Consider the following 21,472-nt stretch of genomic DNA (forward strand, 5'->3'; position numbering starts at 1 on the left):
TTTTGAGAACAAAAACAGAATTTATCAGTGCGTTTTCAGATTTAGCGTAATGGCCATAAAATGGCGGTTATGCAGATAGAATAGAAGAATTTGCCTGGCGGCGATAGCGCGGTGGTCCCACCTGACCCCATGCCGAACTCAGCAGTGAAACGCCGTAGCGCCGATGGTAGTGTGGGGTCTCCCCATGCGAGAGTAGGGAACTGCCAGGCATCAAATTTAGTCATCTGCGCAAGCGGGTGAGCAACAGAATCGGTGGTGTGGTAGTTCAGTTGGTTAGAATACCGGCCTGTCACGCCGGGGGTCGCGGGTTCGAGTCCCGTCCACACCGCCACTGATTTAGGGGCGTAGTTCAATTGGTAGAGCGTCGGTCTCCAAAACCGAATGTTGGGAGTTCGAGTCTCTCCGCCCCTGCCAAAACAAAAAATCCAGCAGAGATGCTGGATTTTTTGCGTCGCTTAGTATTTAGCTCCAATAAAATATATTTTTATCTTTAATTATCTATTAACATCCATAAATAGATAAAACCAAATCAGGTTTTTAACTGTTTTCTTTTTTAATAGATTTTATCAAATTACTCTATTCCTATTCCTATTCCTATTCCTATTCCTATTCCTATTCATTTTTATCGTAAAAAATAGTATTTAACAATTATTTGGATTTAAACTCATGAATGTTATTACCGAGTTTATATGCTGCTAGCATATTAGTTATGTAGTGAAATATGCAGTAAGGTATTTGCAATGAAGTGTAGTTTAAGCGACAAAACAAATACAAGAATAGGTAAATAAAGAAAGAGAATCGTGTTGTAGATTATTTGTTTTGCCAGCTATTAATGTTGAAGCGGTTTACCGAGATAAGGTTTATTTTCTCTCTTTGAGTTGTTCAGCCCGTTGTCTGCGCATCTCTTTAGGGTCGACCAGCAGTGGGCGGTAGATCTCTATACGATCACCATTACTGGCGTGGTCAGATAATTTGGCCATTCGGCTATAAATGCCGATACGATTTTTACGCAAATCAATGTCTGGGCATAATTGTAAAATGCCCGATCGTAAAATAATATCTTCAAGTGTGGTTATGGCAGGAACGGTAACAGATAACACTCGTTGCTTGTGAGGCAGAGCATAAACAACTTCAACTTGAATATCAGCCACCGTAGACCTCTTTTGCTCTTAGTGTAAATGATTGCACCATATTACTGGCTAGTTCTTTAAATACCCGCCCGAATGCCATTTCGATCAATGTACTGGTAAATTCAAAATCAAGATGCAGTTCTACTTTGCACGCCTGTTCACCGAGTGGGGTAAAGTGCCAGCCTCCGGTTAATTTACGAAATGGTCCATCTACAAGATTCATTTGAATACGCTGATTGATAAATAGGGTGTTTTTTGTAATAAATGTTTTGCTGATCCCGACTTTTGAAACATCAACGGCAGCTGTCATACTGTTCTGTTCTTGTGACAAAATACGGCTGCCTGTGCATCCCGGCAAGAAGTGGGGATATGCAGCCACGTCATTGACCAGTGTGTACATCTGCTCAGCACTGAATGGAACGAGTGCAGATCGACTGATCTGTGGCATGGTAGTACCTCATAACACTAAAAACGGCCTGATCATAACACTCAATTTCACACTCCTAAAGGCAGAGATGGCCCATTTCCCTTAAAAGGCGGTAGAATACAGGCAGATGATAATGCCTTAGGCACATAAAAATTTAGGGTACGCGAATGACAAAGAAAAATGCGAACAAGAAAGCAGGTTCAGCGACTATTGCACTAAATAAACGTGCTCGCCATGAGTTTTTTATCGAAAATGAAATAGAAGCAGGTTTGTCTTTGCAGGGGTGGGAAGTAAAATCACTGCGATCGGGAAAAGCGAATATCAGTGAAAGTTATGTGCTGTTAAAAGATGGTGAGGCTTATCTGTTTGGTGCAACGTTTAATCCATTATTGGTTGCATCAAGCCATGTCGTCTGTGATCCGACTCGTACACGTAAGTTATTGCTCAAGCAACGTGAGCTCGATACGCTGTATGGCAGTGTAAACCGCGATGGTTATACGGTGATGGCATTAAGCCTGTATTGGAAAGGGCCATGGGTTAAGGTGAAGATTGGCTTGGCAAAAGGTAAAAAGCTGCATGATAAACGAGCAGATATTAAAGATCGTGAATGGAAAGTGGCAAAAGAGCGGATTATGAAGCACGCAGGCCGTTAATTGGTGGTTAAATGGCTGAATTTAACCAATAATAGTTGATGCGAGTAGTAATTTCTCTGGTATACTGATTCTGTAAAACTTGGGGCTGATTTTGGATTCGACGGGATTGGCGAAACCCAAGGTGCATGCCGAGGTGCGGTAGGCCTCGTAAAAAAGCCGCAAAACATAGTCGCAAACGACGAAAACTACGCACTAGCAGCTTAATAACCTGCTTAGAGCCCTCTCTCCCTAGCCTCCTCTCGTAGGACCGGGATCAAGAGAGGTCAAACCAAAACGAGATCGCGTGGAAGCCTTGCCTGGGGCGGAAGCGTTAAACTTAATCAGGATAGTCGTTCAGTGGCGTGTCTGTCCGCAGCTGCTCGGTGAATGTAAAGACTAGACTAAGCATGTAGTACCGACGGTGTAGTAATTTCGGACGCGGGTTCAACTCCCGCCAGCTCCACCAATTTATGTTCCTATGTGAACGAAAAAAACCAGAAACCCGCAGGAATCAACGCCTTGCGGGTTTTTTGTTGTCCGAAGAAGTCCACCATAGTCGCCTAAATCCAAGTGCAGTGGTACCATTATTAGTACCACAAGCTAATTGGTACCAATAACTCGTGGTACCAAATGGAGAATGACTATGGTAAAAGATGCGCTAAGTGATACTCGAATTAAGGCCGCAAAACCTGCAGAAAAAGAATACACGCTGAGCGATGGTGAAGGTTTGCAGCTTAGAGTCACACCAAAAGGCTCCAAGCTGTGGATATTCAAGTATTACCGTCCCCATGATAAAAAACGTACAAATCTTGGGTTTGGCACCTACCCTGAAGTGTCTCTTGCCGTAGCAAGGCAGCTCAAGAAAGAGGCTCGAGCACTACTTGCTCAAGGTATTGATCCTAAACTTCACAAAGAAGAAAAACTCGTCAAAGCTAAAGCCGAAACTGAGGCAGCCCTACATACATTTGAGTTTATGGCGAGTAAATGGCTAGAACTTAAACGTCACAGTGTTACCGAAGACTATGCCAACGATTCTTGGCGGTCTTTAGAGATGTACATCCTTCCCTTCATTGGTACTACCCCTATCAGTGAGATCTGCGCTCCCGACGTTATCGAGTTACTGCGCCCATTAGAAGCCGATGGCAAGCTGGAAACTATTCGCCGCCTCTGTCAGCGCGTAAATGAAGTTCTTGATTACAGTGTGAATCATGGCTTATTGACTGCAAATCCATGTAGCGCCATTCGCAAAGTATTCAAGCAGCCCTCTAAGAAAAACATGCCAACCCTGAAGCCTGATGAACTTCCTCTCTTAATGGCTGATATAGCAAGAGGCCGAATCGATGCGACAACGCGCTGCCAAATTGAATGGAGCCTACATACATTAGTTCGCCCTGGCGAGTCTGCCGGTACACGTTGGGATGAGATCGATTTTGATAATCGGATCTGGAACATTCCGGCAGAACGCATGAAGATGGATAGACCTCATCGTGTACCGCTAACCGAACAAGCCATCGCTTTACTAGAAAGAATGCGCCAAATTAGTGGTCACCGTCCTTTTGTGTTTCCCGGCTATCGCAATCCACTGGGGCATATTCACGATCAAAGTGCAAATGCTGCACTCAAGCGTCTTGGTTATGGTGGCCGTCTTGTTGCTCATGGATTACGTGCACTTGGTAGCACTATTCTTAATGAGCAAGGTTTTAATCCTGATGCAATAGAAGCCGCACTCTCTCATTCTGATGAGAATGAGATCCGTCGAGCCTACAACCGCTCCGACTATTTTGAACAGCGTGTGATTATGATGACTTGGTGGAGTAATCACATAGAGCAAGCTAGCCAAGGGAGTCTTAGCTTGACTAGTGGGTTCATGGCTCTGAATGTCGTCAATAGTTAATCAGTTACCACTTTAGTTACGTGTTATATAAAAGACAAAGTTTCTTATGTAACACGTATCATTACTTTATTCTGTCCAGTACCTCATCTTCATTGATCCAAAGATCCTCATTAATCATGTACGACATCCCCCATATACAATAATCACTATATTTTTCACTATTTATTGTGACCTCTGATGTGTTGCTATTGCCATGACTTCTAATTACAAGCTCCATATATGATTATCACTCTAATCTTGCTAAAAATATTCACTCAGAAACGAGTGAAAGTTATTTCTTTTATAAAATTCAAATCTGTAAGTATTCTGGATACAAAGCACAAATACATGATCACTGGTGGTGTGCTTGAATAAGCATCAAGCTAAAACCACTAACATTTAGTTAGAAACTATAGTGTTAATTTTAGATAACAAAAAGCTAAAGAGGGACATTTTCGCCCATGCCCATTATGTGGTGGCCACGACCGTTTTCGCTTTGATGATAAAGAGGGCCGTGGGACTTGGATCTGCAACCAATGTGGTGCCGGTGATGGTTTGTCGTTAATTAGCAAAGTTCACGGCTCTGCTATAAAAGACGCGGCAAAATTAATTGCATCATTACTTCCAGATCAAAGTACCAATCACGACCAAATAAAACAAAATATTAAAAATCAAAAAATGATCAATAACTATCCTGATGAACAGCTTGAGAAAAAGCGCAAAGACGCAATGACTCGAGCTAATGAAATGCTGAGTGAATCAAGCAGTGATAACAGTTCATCATACATCATTAGTAAAGGGTTAGAGGCTCTCAAGCGCCTTCGCACCACCACAGAATATCGTGTTGGTGGCATCACTTTTCATGTGGGGAGCATTATTGTTCCTCTCATCAACGCATCAGGTGTATGCGTTAACGTTCAATTAATTACTAGCACAGGCGAGAAACGCTATCTTGCTGGTGGACAAAAACAGTCTGCATTTCACTACATCCGAGGGAAGCAACTGTTTTGCATTGTTGAAGGGTACGCCACAGGATTATCCGTACATTTAGCTACGGGAGCCTCCGTATACTGTGCCATGGATTGTGGCAATCTTCTGCCAGTCGCCCAAATTGCACGCAACCAGCACCCTGATGCAACCATTTTGCTATGCGCTGATAATGATGCTAATAACCCTGATAATCCAGGGAAAACCAAAGCAGAATTGGCGGCACAAGCCATTGGTGGTTTAGTGGCTTTACCGCCGATAAACGGCGATTGGAACGACTACCTGCAAGCTTATGGTGTAGAGGCTACGCACTCTGCAATTACGCAGGCCTATGCAGTCATTCCCTGCGAGCCAGAAGAATTACAAGATAATGGCTCATCAGCCGCTTTAAAACCGGATACTCACCAACTACCGGAAGGGTTTGTGATCCGTGGTAATTATCTCTGTAAGCTCGAAATGGTTGGCCGTGGAGAAAATGCGGTTGCTGAATATATCGTAATTTCTAGCCCTATTTCGGTACTTGCAGAAACGAGTAATGCTCGCGGGCAAAGTTATGGCCGATTACTCGAATGGGAAGACAGTTCTGGCCGTATCCGTCATTGGGTAATGCCAATTCGAGCTTTAGTCCCTCGCAATGGTGAAGAGGTTTTCTCTGCCCTTTTGGACTCCGGACTTCCATTTATCGCTCTTGAACATAAACGTAAGCTGATTGCCTACTTGATGGAATCCAAACCAGAAAGAAAAATCACTTGTGTAGAAAAGACCGGCTGGCATGAGCAAGCGTATGTTCTTCCACATAAAGCGATTGGCCCCTATGCAGAGGATGTCATTTTGCAAACACAGGGCTGTGCCAGCAACCGTTTATCCGAAAAAGGGTCTTTGGATGAGTGGAGGCATAATGTTTCAGCTCTGGCGGTGAGTAATTCAAGGCTCTGTTTTGCTCTCTCTTTAGCGTTTGCGGCACCGCTGCTCGCTCTAGTTGGCATGGAAGGCGGCGGGTTTCATCTAAAAGGGGAAAGTACAGACGGTAAAACCACAATCATGAAGGCCGCAGCTAGCGTCTATGGGCATCCTGATAGCTATATCCAAACATGGCGGGCAACTGGAAATGCTATTGAAGGTATTGCCAGCCATCATAATGATGCATTGTTGTGTCTGGATGAGCTCGGAGAAATGGATGGCCGTGAAGCAGGGCAAACAGCTTACATGCTCGCAAACGGCCAAGGGAAAGGGCGTAGTAAACAAGATGGCGAACTCAGAGAGCGTAAAGCATGGCGCTTATTTTACCTTTCCACAGGTGAATTAAGCTTAGAAGATCATGCCACCAGCGCAGGGCAAAAAACACAAGCGGGTATGGAAGTCCGCACCATTCAAATCCCGAGTAACACCGGACATTATGGTGCTTTTGAAACACTTCATGATATGGAGAGTGGACGATCTTTTGCTGATAGTTTGAAAGCCCAAGCTGAACAATATCATGGCGTCGCCTTTACAGCTTTTATCGAACGTCTGACAACGGATCTCGAACAGTTCAAAACAAGCCTTCGTTATGAAGTGAAATCTATCGTTGAACAATTCACTCCTGAAGGTGCGGGCAATCAAGTTGGCCGAGCGATTAATCGTTTTGCTATGGTCGCCGCAGCCGGAGAATTAGCCACTAAGTTAGGTATTACAGGCTGGCCAGAAGGCGAAGCCCTTAGTGCAGCAAAAACTTGCTTGAATGCTTGGTTGGAAGAACGTGGCCATTTGGGTAATAAGGAAGATGCGCCAGCACTTGCACAAATCCGCGCATTTTTCTCTGCTCATCAGCATAGTCGCTGTGCTGATTGGTTCGACCCAAGCCATCGTCCTGCCAATATGGTTGGTTATAGAAAGTCTGATGCAGCAGGCGTTAATTTCTTTCTGACCCCAGTGGGTTGGGCGGAAATCTCAAAAGGATTTGATCCGAAGCGCACTGCACAACTCTGTTTAAAAGCCGGTTATTTAGTGATCGCAAAGGATAAAAAACGCTTACAGCGCCAAGTTCGTTTGCCTAGTATGGGAACTAAACCGTTTTGTTGATGAAGAGGATAACGCAAAAAAACATGCATCATATCTGCTCGAACTGAAACGGCTGCAAGCTAACCTGCACATTTCCCACCACAACTGATCGGCATAGCATAGCGAGCCTGAAAGTGATCACTAAGAGATGATCACCTACCTAACGCCCCTAAAAACTGGTGGTGATCACCTAGAATAAGTGGTTAAACGCTGAATCAATAATCGAACGAAAAATATGCAAATAAACCATAAGTCACTGATTTTATATTAATTTGATCTTTAGTGGTGTTAACAGCAGAGCCCTCAACAAAAACAAAAAACTCAAAAAGCGTAAAGCGGTGATCATCGCATGTGATCACCGATGATTTAGCCAAGGCGGTAGCACTGTTTACTGCGGTGGTTTAACACATCATCCTGCAGTTGATTGACCTGCTTTGGCTGCCATTTGTAGGGGCGCTGCTCAAGCAGCGCCCCGAAAGTTTGAACTGGATAGATTACGACCAATGACTAAAGCGCTTGCTCTACAAGAGCCTCGGCCAGCTGCAGCTGGGTCTGCTGGCTAGTTTGCAGGCGGGATTTCAGTTGATCGCAGAGCGCCATTAACTCATCAACTTTGGCAACAATGCGATGTTGCTCAGCCGGTGGGGGAGTTTCCTGCTCTGACATCACCCCGCAATCCAGGTCCAGCTGCCCTGCGTAGGCAAACAACGGCGCCCATTCAGGCACCACCGGGGCCATGCCAAACAACTCAAACGCCTGCAGCCACTCATCGCGAATGACGCGATCCTGACGGCAGGATTCAAACTCGGAGGCAGTTTGCAGATAGCGGCGCAGTGGCTCCCATTCACGCAAGGTCATCTGGACAAAGCGTTCGGGCAGCTCTGGGCGAATCAGCGGGGCGACAGGGATATTACCAAGCGCAACGTAATAGAGCCGGTCTTCATAGTCATCAAACTCGGCTTCGCTGACCACAGCATTGACCTGTGCCAGCCACTGCTCCCGATACTGGTCACCACCGAACGGGGGCTTCACCTCGATAACCACCAGTGCGTCGTCAAAGTGGAGCAGCACATCGGGCTCGACATAACGGCGATCCTGCAGCGATGCCAGTTTTGGCCACAGCTCCAGCCGTTGAAAGGTGGCCGGGTCTAGCGGATTGTCACCGAGTAGAAAGCGCAGCACGGCCCCCAGAGCACCGTCCGAGAGGTGGGGCAGACGCCCGAAGACGGTGGCGGTCAGCAGATCTTCGCTGCCTTTGAACAGGTCGCGCCAGCGCAGGGATTCCCCTTCCCACTCGATACGGCCAGCCTTGCCATGCAGGATTGCATGCAGCATCGCAACTCCTTGTAATATTGATATTTCAAGCAGGCTCTCACGTAGCTGAAGAGCCTTCGAGATCCTGCTTTAATACCCACTCGACTAACACCCTATCCGTCACAAAATGGGGCAAAAATGTTTGACTGAAAGAGGGCGTATCTTTAAGGTTGCCAGCAACATGACCCCGGCCGCTTGGTTGCTTTGCAACTTACGCCGGGGTTATTTTTTTGAATCTGTCTTTGTGTCGGCATACACGCCTTATTACTTCGCCATACAGCCGGTCGGTTGCTAATCATCGGGGTAACCGTTATACTTTGCGCATCTCATCTACCAGCCTTTGGCGTCAGCGTAGAAGGAGTTACGGCCCCGTTCTCTTCGGAGGGCGCGGCCAGCTTAATTCCCCCCTAGCACTCAATAACTCCCATACCGTTTCCAGCGCTTGTTGTACTTGCGCCGTTCGTGCTCATGTTCGATGAAAAATGCCGTCCACGGCAGGATGTATTCTCCTCGATCATCCAGCACGACTAGGTAGCCTTCCGCTTCAAACCAGATATGGATGCGTTGCTGCTTGCCACGAGGCTCAGCCCACACCTTCAGCTCAGGATCGCTATCATTCTCGATGATGGGTTTGGGCCAGCGGATGCGTTCGCATCGACGTAAATCGGGTTCTCGCTCTGCTTCAACTTCTCCAGTTGAAATCATGTGCCAGAAGGTCGCTGATTTCCCGGCATATTCAGGATGACGTTTCAGACCAAGACGCTTGCCTCTGAACTCGGGTTTGTTGAGTACAAAGTCTTGTTCGAAGGCCGCATAAACAGCAGAGAAAAAACGCCCCCAATCACCGCCAGAGGCGGTCATCAGAATGAGGTCAGGTAGCCATATAGGTTGCATCACCATCCACCCCTGCTGCACCAGACCATCAGATTGAACTTGCTCTCTCGCAGGAGGGTATTGTGTGTCAGCTTGTAACCACTTCGTTGCCGTATTCTTTCAATCAACGCCAGCTTGGCTTGGCTGCTGGTCAACCCTCGATGCAGATAGCTCAGGGCTCCGATCAAAAGATCCGCAACTTGCAGCAACTCGGCTTCATGAGAGTGGATCCGCTGCACCCGATGAATGATTTTCTTCGAGTAGTCATACGTGTTATTGCACAACACATCATGCAACTTACTGATCTTCTCATGCCCCAAGGTATCCTTGATATCGATATAGACTCGATAGCCATTCTGCGGCTCAAAGATCGTCTTCAACATGACGAAATACATTTTGTAGTACCAGTCGTCATGACTCTGCCCAAACACTTCATGATTTAGCTGTGATTTATCCGGGATAACCAGACCACGAAAGTGAAGGTCATCATCATCGAAAAAGTAATCCAGCAGGTCACGATAGAAGGCGAGTTTCGACTGACTAACCTTGGTCCACTTCACCTCGAAATCCGGCGCCAACCCATGCTTTTGCTTGATCTCCCGCAAGCGACGCACGATCTCGTGGCGCTTATCCAGCGGGCACCATACAGCCCCAAGCACCATGGCCGATTGACCATCGTTCTCCAGATGGCAGGACTCATCGCAATAGACATTAAATATGCGGCTCATCAGGCAAGGGCTCCTTCCACCAGCGACTCGGCCAGGGCAAGCTGGGTCTGCTGGCTGGTTTGCAGGCGGGATTTAAGTTGATCGCAGAGGGTCATCAGCTCATGTATTTTTTGCAGTATGAGAACCTGCTCATGATATGGAGGAATCGATACAAGCATGCTTTTCATCAGCGTCCCATTTACATTGGCTTGCCCACATTGCTGCTTGATATGAGGTTCAATCTGAGTTTTCCTAAATAAAGGGCTATTCATACATAATGTCAGATATTCTGGTCTGATATTATGAATGCTACAACGAATACGGATAAGATATGATGCAAATGTATATGTATCATCATCCCCATCAAACATACCTGTTTTACCAACAAGCTCTGCACTATTAGTCCGATTGTATAAAATATCACCTTTTTTAAGATATAAGTTTGGTAGATCATCAATCTTTGGTGGAACGACCTGATGAGAACCTAAAATAACCTTACCATCCTGAATATCCCCCATTTTTAAAACAGGTACACCATCTGATAGTTCGCTGACCGTTTTCTCTGAGCTACCATATTCACAAAATAGAGAGGACTCACTTATTCTTGACCACTCCCACCCCTGTGGCAACTCAAACGGCTTTTCGTCTTCACTAATCGCAGGTAGCGGTTTCTCTTTTTTGATTTTCTTCTCTTTGACCAGTTGGGCTTTTTCGGTGGCGATACGCGCCAGCAGGGCTGAGGCGGGTTCATCGCTCGGGTCTTGCGGCACCAGCTTGCCCATCACCGCCAGTTGCAGGATGGTCTGCTTCAGAGCTTCGATGCTCGCCTCGGTGGTAAAGAGGGTATCGAAGTGCGTGCTTAGTCGCGCCCAGTTTTGCGCCAGTTCATCGGCATCGCTGGAGTCTGTCAGTGTGGCGAGCAGGGTCTCCACCAGCGTCTGATGGGCCGCCAACTGAGATTCACTGCGTTGCTCCAGCTGGTCGCAGAGGGTCATAAGCTCATCCACTTTGGCAACGATGCGTTGTTGTTCTGCGAGTGGTGGAAGTGCAGTATATCCCTCTCTTAAAGCCTTCGTATCTAAATGAGGAATTGCAGCTCCTTTCATTGAGGTGTTTAGCCTTTGGAAGGCTTGTTGAAAAAACAACTTTATATATGCTCGAATATAACGAGGCGTATCAATAACAGCTAATGTTGAGCCAATTACACCATCTTTTCCATCAAGTACTAAACCGCTTCTTGAACCATCACATACAACAATAATATCTTCAGATGTAGATTTCGGACACTTGTCATCATCAGTAAATCTAAGGATGTTATTTCTATCCAATGCTTCTATATCTAAATATGGAAAGCCAATATCTATTTCTGATAGCGTTTTGGGCTTCTTTCCTTTAACTAACGTAAATAGTGCTGGATTTGAGCACCATTCCCACCCCTCCGGCAGTTCAAACGGCTTATCTTCCTCAGCAATTTCCGGTAAGGCCTTGGGCTTTTTAATCTTGCCCTCTTTCACTAGCCGCGCCTTTTCGGCTGAAATCCGTTCCAGCAGGACTGAGGCGGGTTCATCGCTCGGGTCTTGCGGTACCAGTTTGCCGCGCACAGCCAGCTCCAAAATCAGCTCACGCAACTTTTTGATACCGGTGAGTTCCAGCTTGCTGTTGTTACCGCGTCCGGCACTGCTTTTAGGCCGCACGGCCGCAGTCCAGAGAGCCAGATGGTCAGTAATCAGATTTTCTATTTTCAGTGCCGCCATTATGCCTGCTCCCCTTGCTTGGCTTGGGGATCGGCTAACTCGTTGCCTTTACCCAAGGCATCGCCCAGAATGGCTTTTAGCTGGTCACGCAAGTTTTGAATTTCGGCCTGCTCTGTGGCATAGCGTTCCAACAGCTCATCAGGATCGTGGCTTATCTGCTCACTCACATGCGGGTTTTTAATATCGAGGTTAAAGTTGCGCTCGATAATGGTGTCAATGCTGACCTTCCATGCTTGCTCGTTCTCTACCCGAGCAGCAAAGCCGTCTGCCTCATCACCCCACCAATTGATCTCGGCTTCGAACTCCTCGAACTTCATCGGCTTGGTTTTGCTGTAGTTCTTCACGCCTGCCGGATAAGGGTGCTCGTAGAACCAGACATCCTTGGTAGGCTGGCCCTTGGTAAAGAAGAGGATATTGGTCTTGATACCGGTATAAGGGGCAAATACGCCGTTGGGCAGCCGCACTATGGTGTGCAGGTTGCATTCGCTGGTGAGCAGTTGCTTGATCTTGGTTTTAACGCCTTCACCAAACAGGGTGCCATCAGGCAACACCACGGCGGCACGACCGCCCTTGCCACTTTTGCCATTGTTGGCTGGTGCGAGCACTTCGATAATCAGCTGCAGAAATAGATCAGCGGTTTCACGGGTACGCAGATCGGCAGGGAAATTCTGCTCAATACCATCCTCTTCAGTACCGCCAAAAGGAGGGTTGGTAAGAATGACATCAATATCGCTATCCCAGCTCGACAATGGCTTGTCGAGGGTGTTGCCGTGGCGAATTTGCACTGGAACCTCAATGCCGTGCAGCAGCATATTGGTGGTACAAAGAAGATGCGGTAGCTGTTTCTTCTCGACCCCTAAAATTTGTTGTTGCAGGGTCTGATGGTCGGCTGCAGTCTCGACATAGTGCTCTTTCACGTGGTCGAAAGCACAAGCCAGAAAGCCGCCGGTACCACAAGCTGGATCCATGATCCGCTCGCCCAGCTTAGGGTCGATGCGGTTGACCATAAAGCGGGTGACGGCGCGCGGTGTATAAAATTCGCCCGAATTACCGGCGCTTTGCAGATCACGCAAAATCTGCTCGTAAATGTCACCAAACAGATGACGTTCGCTGCTGTCGGTAAAGTCTATCTCGTTGAGTTTGTTGATCACCTGCTTGAGCAGCGTGCCGTTTTTCATGTAGTTGAAGGCATCAGAGAACGCCTCTTTCACCACATAGCCACGAGGGTTGAGGTCGATATTGGCAGGCAGGTTTTTTAAGGCTTCGAACAGATCGTTGTTAACGAAATCGAGTAGGGTATCGCCGGTCATCCCTTCGCTATCGGCCGCCCAGTTACGCCACAAGAAACGCTCGGGAATAGGGCAACGGTAATTGTCCTGCTCAAACTCCAGCTCCTCTTCCTGTGCGTCGAACACTTTCAAAAACAACAGCCAGGAAAGCTGGCCGAGACGCTGGGCATCGCCGTCGATACCGGCGTCTTTACGCATGATGTCCTGAATGGATTTAATGACAGAGCTGATGGATGACATGAAATTCTCTACTTTTTACAAATGTGACGAATACAGCGATGAATACGTCAGGAATATCCAAAAACAAGCGGCCATGATCGCCATGGCCGCACAATAAATGGTTTGATTACAGCGTTAGCGTCAGGCGCTCTGCTGCTCACGATAAATTTCTTGCTCCAGTTCGGTGATAGCTTGCTCGAACTGTTTCGGGCCGCCAAAGCCCTTCTTAGCCAATTCCAGCGGGCGACCCAACTCGGTAAAGGGCGCGACTTTTAGCGCATCCTTGGTCTCAATCTCAGTCACGCCTTGATCGGCATACTTGTCGAGCAAGTTGGTGAGTACATGCTGAGCGGTCTCATTGTACTTGGTGAAATAGTTGCGCTTTTTGACGTTGTCCGCCCGCTCGCGGCGAGTCAGCGGTGGCTGATCGTATACCACATGACAGATAAGATCGAACGGGTCGAGCTCTTTGCCCACCTCTTCTTGCAGCACATCCCACAGCACACCCGCCTGAGCCAGTTCGTCCATGATAGCTTGCTTGCGTTCAGCAGCTTGCCAGCGTCGGGTAAAGGCATCAAGAGTAGCAAATTCCTTGAGTAAGGTCTTTTTGGTGTAATCCTTGAATGATTCGGTCACCAGCTTGCCATCGGCATCGTAATACTGCACTCGCTCGGCAATTACGCTGACAGCCACGCCGTTGACATAATACTTGCTGACTCCTCCTGGCTCAGGGTCACCCCACAGGCCTTCGCCCTGACCGCCGATACCACTTTGCCCCTCGCCATTCCCCGTTGTGTAGCTGCCAGGTTCTTCATTGACCTCAGAGACAAGCGGATCGTCATTATCGCTGGGGTTATCGGTTGGCAGTGGGTCAGTGCCGTCGATAATATCGCTCAAATCATCATCTGGGTCGTTGATGTCTTCCGGATTGACCACCATGACACGCTCTGGCTCGCCATCGAAACGGGCGTCGGCAAACAGCTCGGTGGCCTTTTTGAAATCGAGAATGGTAAACCAGAGCTTACCGTATCTGTCGTCAATACGGGTACCTCGACCAATGATCTGCTTGAACTTGGTCATCGACTGGATGTTTTGATCCAGCACCACCAGCTTGCAGGTTTTGGCATCAACGCCCGTACTCATCAACTCAGAGGTGGTAGCAATCACTGGGTAAGATCTTTTCGGGTTGATGAAGTTGTCGAGCTGAGCCTTACCGAGGTCATCATCGCCGGTGATTTTCATCACATAGCGTTCATCCTTGGCCATTTGATCTGGGTTGAGGTTGACCAACGCACGCCGCATGCGGTCGGCATGGTCAATGTCATTGCAGAACACGATAGTCTTGGCCATCGGATCGGTTTTCTTGAGGTAGTTGGTGATAGTCTCGGCCACCAGTTGAGTACGCTCGTCGATCACCAGAGTGCGGTCGAAGTCCTTTTGGTTATATATACGGTCTTCAATCTGGTTGCCCTGTTTATCTATCTGCCCTTTGGTCGGACGCCATCCCTGCAGATCAACGTCGATATCGACCCGTACCACCTTGTAAGGAGCCAGAAAACCATCTTCTATCCCCTCTTTGAGAGAGTAGGTATAAACCGGATCACCGAAGTAATGAGTACTGGATACGGTTTCGGTCTCTTTGGGGGTGGCGGTAAGACCAATCTGGGTGGCTGATGAGAAGTATTCGAGGATCTCGCGCCAAGCACTGTCTTCAGCGGCACTGCCTCTGTGACACTCGTCCACCACAATAAGATCGAAGAAATCAGGAGATACCTGCTTAAAGGCTTTCTGTGACTCTTCCGGCCCCGTAAGCGCCTGATAGAGAGCTAGGTGGATTTCATAGGCTGGGTCGATAGTGCGTCCGCTGATCTTGGTCATGGCCGAACCAAAGGGCTGAAAGTCATTACTCTTAGTCTGATCCACCAGAATGTTGCGGTCGGCCAGAAATAAGATGCGCTTCTTGGCTCCTGCCTTCCACAAACGCCAGATGATCTGGAATGCGGTGTAGGTCTTACCGGTGCCGGTGGCCATTACTAGCAATACCCGATTCTCATCTTTTGATATGGCTTCTACAGTTTTGTTGATGGCCTGCAGCTGATAGTAGCGAGGGGATTTGCCGCTACCATCCGAGTAGTAGTCTTGGCTGATGACTGGCAACTGAGCTTGAGTGTAGCCTTTCCAAGTGCAGAGTTTGTCCCAAAGCTGGTTTGGGCTTGGGAAGTCCTCTAGCGTAATCTCGGATTCCAACTTAGCTGGATTAGTCTTGTCATGGAATATGAAGCCATCGCCGTTGCTGGCAAATACAAACGGCACATCCAGCAGACGAGCATAATCAAGCCCCTGCTGCATTCCCTTGCCAATCTCATGCTTGTTGGCTTTGGCCTCAATCACCGCCAGTGGCAAGCCTAACTTATGGTAGAGCACGATATCGGCCGACTTGACCATCTTGCGTGCCGCCATTTGGCCACGCACAACCACTTTGCCATCCCGCAGCTTCACCTCTTGGCGGATCTGGGTCAGGTCATCCCAGCCCGCTGTTTTGATGGCAGGTAGCAGGTATTTGGTAATGATGTCGGCTTCGGTGAGGGTTGTCTTGTTTATGGGCGACACCGCGCACTCCTGTTTAAAAGATAACTAGTGGTAATATTCTCATGAATATGGGATGTATGGGAGAGTAATGAATTCAAAGCTTGAGCAGGAACATATCTGCAGCATTTTTTGTACCCGCAACAACATAAAATCAATAACTTAGCGTTTATTAGCATCCATTTAGGTTTTACAGCTTCTTTGAGATCTGGATACATCACAAGGTACACTGACTTTGTGTACCCAGTTTTGATGGACTAATCATGGAAAAAGTAACAACACGACTCAGTGATACACAGATAAAAGCAGCAAAACCTAACTCACCCAATTAAAAAAACACGCATTAATCCCAGTTTAGGCAAGTATCCTGAAGTCTCTCTGGCGAATGCTCGCAAACTAGCTCTCGAAGTTAGAGAGCTTCTGGCCCAAGGAATTGATCCCTTAGAGGCAGCAAAGCTTTTTTGCGTGTGCTCATCATTGATTTGTTTTTGGATCTTTTTCTAATCCACACCAAACGGCTGGTTTGACAGCATATCCGCCTCTTCGAGTTTGTCGATGGTATTGAAAAAGTCGAAGTGCTCGAAAATCTCACGCTCGTTAGGGCTGAACGGCTGAATATAGCTCTCTAGGTTACTTGCTACGCCTGTTTCACCAAGGCGGTTTAAAGACATTAAAGATCCGTGGGATCGTAATCGATCTTGAGTGTCTGGGAATACGAAGACAGGGTCGGTCAGGTGGCGTGTAAGAGTTTATAATCGGTAAAAACAGACAACTAAACTGGTTATGCAGTGTAAAAAAAGGGCAGAAACGTAATAATGCCTTTGCGAATACGCAGGGTAGCGTGATGACAAAGGCATTGAAAATCTACTGTTGATAGCTGAAGTTAACCCGCTTTTTGAGCTAACGCTTCTGGCAATTTCTCTTGATTTTTAATGCTGCTCAGTTGGCCTTGGGTATCAAAGGTTAACACCAGCGTTTGCTGAGTTGGATTCTCATGCCCTTTTTGCTGGCGGAAAACGTAATACCAAGTATCACTTCCGAAAGGATCATTTAGCAGCGGAGTACCAAGCAGGTACAGCACTTGATCTTTGTTCATTCCCTGCCGAAGCTGAGAGACATTTTTTTGCTCTAGATAGTTTCCCTGGTCTACATCAATTCGATAAACCACTTTTTCTACCGTAGAGCATCCGGCGGTGAGCATCACCAGTAAACATGCCGCAGTGAGTGTTTTACAGCGCATAGTCAGTCAGTGTTCCTGTAAACGAATTATTACTGATAATAATCAACACTCGCGCCAAAGTAAAAACAGATGTGTAATCCGTGTGTCTGGATCACGCTGCTAACAGATCACGCGCGTTGGCAAGCGTGTTCTCTGTGATTTGGCTGCCACCGAGTAAACGGGCAAGCTCGTTTAAGCGGTCGTCTTGATTTAGCAGTGCCATGTGGGTTTCTGTCATCTGCCCATCGGTGTATTTACTCACAAAATAGTGGTTATGTCCGCAACCTGCAACTTGTGGTAAGTGTGTGACACACAAAACTTGGGTTGATTCCCCCAATTGCCGTAATAATTTTCCGACAACGGCAGCGGTTGGCCCACTGATACCGACATCCACCTCATCAAAAATGAGGCTTGGTGTATCTACTTTTTTCGCAGTGATCACTTGAACTGCCAGTGAGATACGCGATAACTCACCCCCGGAGGCAACTTTTCCAAGCGGTTGTGCCGGTTGGCCGGGGTTGGTGGTCACGGTAAAATCAATCTGATCAAAGCCAAGCGGGGTTAGGCGTTGCTCATTGCTGTGTATCTCAATGAAAAAACGGCCATTTTCCATGGATAATTCAGCCATGCTTTGGGTAATCAAACGAGCCAGATCATCGGCATACCGTTGTCGGCTTTGGCTTAGCTTTTCTGCCGATTCGAGCATTTGTGCCCAGTATTGGCGTTCACGCTGTTCAAAATGATCGCCATCAACCTCTTGTTCTAATAATAGGGCGAGTTCATTGTGGTATTCAAGGTGTAACGCCGGCAGTTCATCGGGGTGGATATGGTGCTTACGGGCAAGCTGCATGGCTTTGGATATACGTTGTTCAAGATAGAGCAGGCGTTCTGGCTCTAAATCAAGACAATCAAGGTATTGGCGCAGCTCTGTGCACACTTCCTGAATGTGGATGGTCGCTTCATCGAGCATCTGGGTCAATGGTGCAATACGGGTATCAAGCTCTGCGCACTCGCTGACCCGCTGTTGGGCGCGGCGAAGCAAACTTAATACGTTACCTTCATCTGCCTCATCAAGAGCGAGCAAAGACTCTTGGCTGTGTTGAATGAGATCCCCGCTGTTAGATAAGCGCTTGTACTCATCATCAATCTGAGTAAATTCACCTTCCGCCAGACTAAAATCATCAAGCTCTTTGACGTGATATTGCAGCAGTTGTAAGCGGGCTTCACGTTCGAGCTTGTTTTTCTCGAATGCTTTGAGAGCATTTTTTTGCTCGCGCCATAACTGGTAGGCATTACGCATATCGTCTAACAGGCTGTGGTGGCCGGCATAGGCATCGAGCAGAGCAAGTTGATACTCTGATTTAAGCAGCCGTTGGTGAGCATGCTGCCCGTGGATATGAATCAGTTGCTGACCGAGTTCACGCAGTTGTGAGGCTGGTACCGGTGTGCCGTTAATAAAGGCTTTTGAACGCCCGTCAGCACTGATCACGCGCCGTAAAATGCACTCATCACTTTCATCAAGCTGATTGTCTTCCAGCCAGCGGCGGGCGCTCGGGTTGCCTTGCAGCAAGAAGGTCGCAGAGACTTCGGCGCGTTTAGCATCGGTGCGTACCATGGCAGCTTCTGCGCGATCACCCAAGCATAAGCCGAGGGCATCAATCGCAATCGATTTGCCTGCGCCAGTCTCACCGGTGACCGTTGTCATGCCGCGGTGAAAGTCGATTGCCAATTCACGAACAATGGCAAAGTTGGTGATGGTCAGTTGTGCCAGCATCGGTCAGCCTCTGTGTAAACATCCATGCCTGTATATGTGAACAGTATATACTGCTTTTACATACAGTAAAGATTCAGAGGCGGTGTAGGGCGGTATTGATTTAAAATAATTTCTTCGACCAGCCGAGCTTGTTACTCAAAATATTAAAATAATTATAATCTTCTGGATGAATCAACCGCAGTTTATGTGGGCTCTTGCTGATGACAACTTCATCGCCGTGTTGGATAGGCAGGGCTATCTGGCTGTCACAACTGACTTCAAGCGGGCTACTTGTACCTTCAGAAAACCGCAGGCGAATATGGCTGTTACTGTCGATGACCAGTGGCCGCGCCGAGAGTGTATGCGGAAACATAGGTACCAGTGTAATGGCATCAAGATTAGGGGTTAAAATAGGGCCACCGGCTGACAGTGAGTAGGCAGTTGATCCGGTAGGCGTTGAGATAATCAGGCCATCAGAGCGCTGCGCGAAAGCAAAGCGGTTATCGATGTAAACTTCAAATTCGATCATATGCGCCACTTTGCCGGGGTGGATCACCGCTTCATTAATGGCGCTGCTGGCGCGCTTTGGTCGGTCGTCATGAAAAACTTGCGCTTCAAGTAAGAAACGATCTTCGGTGATGTAGTGGCCGGCTAGCACATCGCCCAATTGTGTTTTTACCGTGTCGGGGTCAAGGTCGGTTAAAAAACCCAAATTACCACGGTTAACGCCAATCATCGCAACATCATAGCGCGCCAGTATACGTGCCGCACCGAGCATGTTGCCATCTCCGCCAATCACCACCGCTAAGTCAGCCCGTTGACCGATATCAGCTAAACTGGCACCCGTGACATTCGGGATCTGCAGCTCTTGTGCAATCTGGTGCTCAAGTAAGACATCGTAGCCTTGTGCGGTAAGCCAGTGATACAAGGCTTCATGTGTACTAAGCCCCGTCTGATGACGTGGCCTTCCGACCAGACCGATACAATTAAATCCTTGATTCATGGCATTGCCTTTATCATGCTGCAGTGATGTGATGGATAGAACGGATTTTACCCTTGAATCACCCGCTTTAGCCCCCATAATAAGCTAACTAGCGACCAGAATGCTAAATCGCGGAGACATTATGAACCAACAAGATAATCACACCCAAACTGAAAATACTGAAAACCCACAAGTTGATCTGCCTGAGCAAGAGCTAGAGCAGGTGGTTGATACGCGTGATACGCGGATTGCCGAACTAGAATCTGCCTTGGAAGCGGCAAAAATCAATGAGCGTGATGCTATGCTGCGTGCGCGTGCCGAAGTGGATAACATCCGCCGCCGTACCGAGCAAGATGTTGAAAAAGCGCATAAGTTTGCGCTGGAAAAATTCGCCAACGAGCTGCTGCCGGTGATTGATAGCCTTGAGCGCGCAGTTGAGCTGGCTGACAAGCAAAATCCAGAGCTGACAGCGATGATGGAAGGTGTTGAATTGACGCTGAAATCACTGTACAGCGCAATGAACAAGTTTGGCGTTGAGGCTGTGGGTGAAATTGGCTCTGCGTTTAACCCTGATGTGCATCAGGCAATGGGTATGATTGAGTCTGCTGAGTATCCGGCAAACCATCTGGTGATGGTGATGCAAAAAGGTTATACCTTGAATGGCCGCCTGATCCGCCCGGCGATGGTGATGATATCGCGTGGTAATGCGGTAGATACACAGGCCTAAAAACCGGTTTTTATGTCAGTGATAACGCCTGATTAATCGTATCGGGCGTTTGTTCTTTCCTCTATTCCTATTTCCAGTTTTCTTTTTTTTAAAATGCTTTTTCTTCCTCTCTTACGGCGTTCTCTTCCCTTGCATAAGCTTTATTGGGCTGTTAGGTTTTGCCTAAAATGGCCATTAACGACAAAAGCACACTTCCTTTCATATTGATAAATAAAGGATTTTTTGTTTTTGTCGTAAAAAGCAGACAAAAGCCAATAATGGTGTCGTCAAAAGATGACATTTAAGTATTTGATTTTTAATGATAACTTAATTATTACGCAAGAGTGTTGCGATATGGCGACAGTTCTGCGAAGAAAATCAGGTTATACCGTGATTCAGCACCCTTCCTGTGGCGAAATAAATTATTATTAAAAATAAAGTTCATTTAAAACAATGGCTTAATTTTTATTTTTTAATGTTGGCACAGCAGGTGCATTATCTTTTGTGTAAACGCTCATCCGCCCTCTTATGATAGCCTAGCTTCATAAACTTTAGGATGATGCAGTTACAAGAGTAATGGTGTCTAACGTCCACCTTTTGATGAGAGTGTAAACTTCATCTACCACCGGACGAAACGTTGAGTGAGACACCACCCAACGTACCACTGCGATAAACAAAGATTTATCATCAGGTACGTAATGCGAAGCCGGATACCAGTCGCCTAGTTACGATGAACATCTGTTTTCATCACCCTGTAGGCGTAGATATGATGGTCTGGTATCCCGAGGCCGAGAAGATCGGTCAGGGAATGCCCGGGGGCAACCCCGGTAATCCCGTGTTTATTTTGGTCTGCTATTATATCAGTTTGATGCAATAACTGACTTCCTGCCGCAACTCTTTCCAACAATCTGGCTTTGTTTCTTTCTTATCCCCTGCCTCTCAGGTAGCATTTAACTATCTTAAAATAGTGCCATTCTGATA

Annotated in this window: 16 protein-coding genes, 2 tRNA genes, 1 rRNA gene, 1 other RNA gene and 1 pseudogene; 9 read left to right on the top strand and 12 right to left on the bottom strand. The window is 47.3% G+C overall.

All coding sequences use genetic code 11. The annotated features are described in order from the left end of the window. Positions 1-93: 93 nt before the first annotated feature. From rrf to AC1HDJ_RS04020, 3 genes are all read left to right on the top strand, one after another. Positions 94-209: ribosomal RNA gene (gene rrf / locus AC1HDJ_RS04010) — 5S ribosomal RNA — on the top strand. A gap of 45 nt (positions 210-254) precedes the next feature. After that, a tRNA-Asp gene (locus tag AC1HDJ_RS04015) sits at positions 255-331 on the top strand. 7 nt (positions 332-338) lie between these two features. Continuing rightward, positions 339-414, top strand: a tRNA-Trp gene (locus AC1HDJ_RS04020). Positions 415-860: 446 nt separating this feature from the next. Here AC1HDJ_RS04020 and AC1HDJ_RS04025 read toward each other — a convergent pair. Both AC1HDJ_RS04025 and AC1HDJ_RS04030 read right to left on the bottom strand, forming a co-directional pair. Beyond that, the gene (locus AC1HDJ_RS04025; RefSeq protein ID WP_479533547.1) at positions 861-1,151 is read right to left on the bottom strand and encodes an RnfH family protein; all 291 of its coding nucleotides are present in this window, start codon (positions 1,149-1,151) and stop codon (positions 861-863) included. Beyond that, a complete protein-coding gene (locus tag AC1HDJ_RS04030) occupies positions 1,144-1,578 on the bottom strand; it encodes a type II toxin-antitoxin system RatA family toxin (RefSeq protein ID WP_479533549.1) in 435 nt (144 codons plus the stop codon). Before AC1HDJ_RS04030 ends, AC1HDJ_RS04025 begins: the two co-directional genes overlap by 8 nt. 146 nt (positions 1,579-1,724) lie before the next feature. Here AC1HDJ_RS04030 and smpB point away from each other — a divergent pair, with 146 nt between their 5' ends. From smpB to AC1HDJ_RS04050, 4 genes and pseudogenes are all read left to right on the top strand, one after another. After that, the gene (gene smpB, locus AC1HDJ_RS04035; protein WP_479533552.1) at positions 1,725-2,210 is read left to right on the top strand and encodes an SsrA-binding protein SmpB; all 486 of its coding nucleotides are present in this window, start codon (positions 1,725-1,727) and stop codon (positions 2,208-2,210) included. Positions 2,211-2,291: 81 nt separating this feature from the next. Then, positions 2,292-2,655, top strand: a transfer-messenger RNA (tmRNA) gene (gene ssrA, locus AC1HDJ_RS04040). A gap of 171 nt (positions 2,656-2,826) precedes the next feature. Further along, positions 2,827-4,083, top strand: a complete 1,257-nt coding sequence (locus tag AC1HDJ_RS04045; protein ID WP_479533554.1) for an integrase domain-containing protein — start codon at positions 2,827-2,829, stop codon at positions 4,081-4,083. Positions 4,084-4,509: 426 nt separating this feature from the next. Beyond that, positions 4,510-7,110: pseudogene (locus tag AC1HDJ_RS04050) on the top strand (DUF927 domain-containing protein); the annotation flags it as partial. Between the two features lie 486 nt (positions 7,111-7,596). On the opposite strand, the gene AC1HDJ_RS04055 reads toward AC1HDJ_RS04050, so the two are convergent. The 6 genes from AC1HDJ_RS04055 to hsdR all read right to left on the bottom strand — a co-directional run bounded on the left by AC1HDJ_RS04055 (position 7,597) and on the right by hsdR (position 15,855). After that, positions 7,597-8,424: a hypothetical protein gene (locus tag AC1HDJ_RS04055; RefSeq protein WP_479533556.1), complete on the bottom strand. Its 828-nt coding sequence runs from the start codon at positions 8,422-8,424 to the stop codon at positions 7,597-7,599. Positions 8,425-8,817: 393 nt separating this feature from the next. Then, positions 8,818-9,297 (bottom strand): hypothetical protein, encoded by a 480-nt coding sequence (locus AC1HDJ_RS04060; RefSeq protein WP_479540337.1) that lies wholly within the window; start codon positions 9,295-9,297, stop codon positions 8,818-8,820. Beyond that, positions 9,297-10,004, bottom strand: a complete 708-nt coding sequence (locus AC1HDJ_RS04065; protein ID WP_479533560.1) for a DUF3800 domain-containing protein — start codon at positions 10,002-10,004, stop codon at positions 9,297-9,299. The genes AC1HDJ_RS04060 and AC1HDJ_RS04065 overlap by 1 nt, the downstream gene beginning before the upstream one ends. Next, entirely contained in the window at positions 10,004-11,728 is a 1,725-nt protein-coding gene (locus AC1HDJ_RS04070; protein ID WP_479536988.1) for a restriction endonuclease subunit S, read from the bottom strand. The genes AC1HDJ_RS04065 and AC1HDJ_RS04070 overlap by 1 nt, the downstream gene beginning before the upstream one ends. An 8-nt stretch (positions 11,729-11,736) precedes the next feature. Then, the gene (locus AC1HDJ_RS04075) at positions 11,737-13,266 is read right to left on the bottom strand and encodes an N-6 DNA methylase (RefSeq protein ID WP_479533562.1); all 1,530 of its coding nucleotides are present in this window, start codon (positions 13,264-13,266) and stop codon (positions 11,737-11,739) included. A gap of 120 nt (positions 13,267-13,386) precedes the next feature. Next, a complete protein-coding gene (hsdR, locus tag AC1HDJ_RS04080; protein WP_479533564.1) occupies positions 13,387-15,855 on the bottom strand; it encodes an EcoAI/FtnUII family type I restriction enzme subunit R in 2,469 nt (822 codons plus the stop codon). Between the two features lie 318 nt (positions 15,856-16,173). Here hsdR and AC1HDJ_RS04085 point away from each other — a divergent pair, with 318 nt between their 5' ends. Then, positions 16,174-16,335, top strand: a complete 162-nt coding sequence (locus tag AC1HDJ_RS04085; RefSeq protein WP_479536990.1) for an Arm DNA-binding domain-containing protein — start codon at positions 16,174-16,176, stop codon at positions 16,333-16,335. Here AC1HDJ_RS04085 and AC1HDJ_RS04090 read toward each other — a convergent pair. The 4 genes from AC1HDJ_RS04090 to nadK form a co-directional block, all read right to left on the bottom strand. Beyond that, positions 16,332-16,502: a hypothetical protein gene (locus AC1HDJ_RS04090; RefSeq protein WP_479533566.1), complete on the bottom strand. Its 171-nt coding sequence runs from the start codon at positions 16,500-16,502 to the stop codon at positions 16,332-16,334. The two genes, AC1HDJ_RS04085 and AC1HDJ_RS04090, sit on opposite strands and share 4 nt — an antisense overlap. A 212-nt stretch (positions 16,503-16,714) precedes the next feature. Continuing rightward, complete coding sequence (bamE, locus tag AC1HDJ_RS04095) at positions 16,715-17,071, bottom strand: outer membrane protein assembly factor BamE (protein ID WP_479533568.1); 357 nt, start codon at positions 17,069-17,071, stop codon at positions 16,715-16,717. Between the two features lie 91 nt (positions 17,072-17,162). Continuing rightward, entirely contained in the window at positions 17,163-18,824 is a 1,662-nt protein-coding gene (gene recN / locus AC1HDJ_RS04100; protein ID WP_479533570.1) for a DNA repair protein RecN, read from the bottom strand. Between the two features lie 100 nt (positions 18,825-18,924). After that, positions 18,925-19,806, bottom strand: coding sequence for an NAD(+) kinase (nadK, locus tag AC1HDJ_RS04105; protein ID WP_479533572.1), 882 nt, complete (start codon positions 19,804-19,806; stop codon positions 18,925-18,927). A gap of 121 nt (positions 19,807-19,927) precedes the next feature. On the opposite strand from nadK, the gene grpE reads away from it, so the two are divergent. Further along, complete coding sequence (gene grpE, locus AC1HDJ_RS04110; protein WP_479533574.1) at positions 19,928-20,512, top strand: nucleotide exchange factor GrpE; 585 nt, start codon at positions 19,928-19,930, stop codon at positions 20,510-20,512. Positions 20,513-21,472: the final 960 nt, after the last annotated feature.

Source organism: Plesiomonas sp. ISS29, from assembly GCF_056522795.1.

Coding starts and splice junctions, on each gene's coding strand:
- AC1HDJ_RS04030 (WP_479533549.1), bottom strand. CDS start 1,578: ATGCCACAGATCAGTCGATCTGCACTCGTTCCATTCAGTGCTGAGCAG.
- smpB (WP_479533552.1), top strand. CDS start 1,725: ATGACAAAGAAAAATGCGAACAAGAAAGCAGGTTCAGCGACTATTGCA.
- AC1HDJ_RS04045 (WP_479533554.1), top strand. CDS start 2,827: ATGACTATGGTAAAAGATGCGCTAAGTGATACTCGAATTAAGGCCGCA.
- AC1HDJ_RS04055 (WP_479533556.1), bottom strand. CDS start 8,424: ATGCTGCATGCAATCCTGCATGGCAAGGCTGGCCGTATCGAGTGGGAA.
- AC1HDJ_RS04060 (WP_479540337.1), bottom strand. CDS start 9,297: ATGCAACCTATATGGCTACCTGACCTCATTCTGATGACCGCCTCTGGC.
- AC1HDJ_RS04065 (WP_479533560.1), bottom strand. CDS start 10,004: ATGAGCCGCATATTTAATGTCTATTGCGATGAGTCCTGCCATCTGGAG.
- AC1HDJ_RS04075 (WP_479533562.1), bottom strand. CDS start 13,266: ATGTCATCCATCAGCTCTGTCATTAAATCCATTCAGGACATCATGCGT.
- AC1HDJ_RS04090 (WP_479533566.1), bottom strand. CDS start 16,502: ATGTCTTTAAACCGCCTTGGTGAAACAGGCGTAGCAAGTAACCTAGAG.
- bamE (WP_479533568.1), bottom strand. CDS start 17,071: ATGCGCTGTAAAACACTCACTGCGGCATGTTTACTGGTGATGCTCACC.
- recN (WP_479533570.1), bottom strand. CDS start 18,824: ATGCTGGCACAACTGACCATCACCAACTTTGCCATTGTTCGTGAATTG.
- nadK (WP_479533572.1), bottom strand. CDS start 19,806: ATGAATCAAGGATTTAATTGTATCGGTCTGGTCGGAAGGCCACGTCAT.
- grpE (WP_479533574.1), top strand. CDS start 19,928: ATGAACCAACAAGATAATCACACCCAAACTGAAAATACTGAAAACCCA.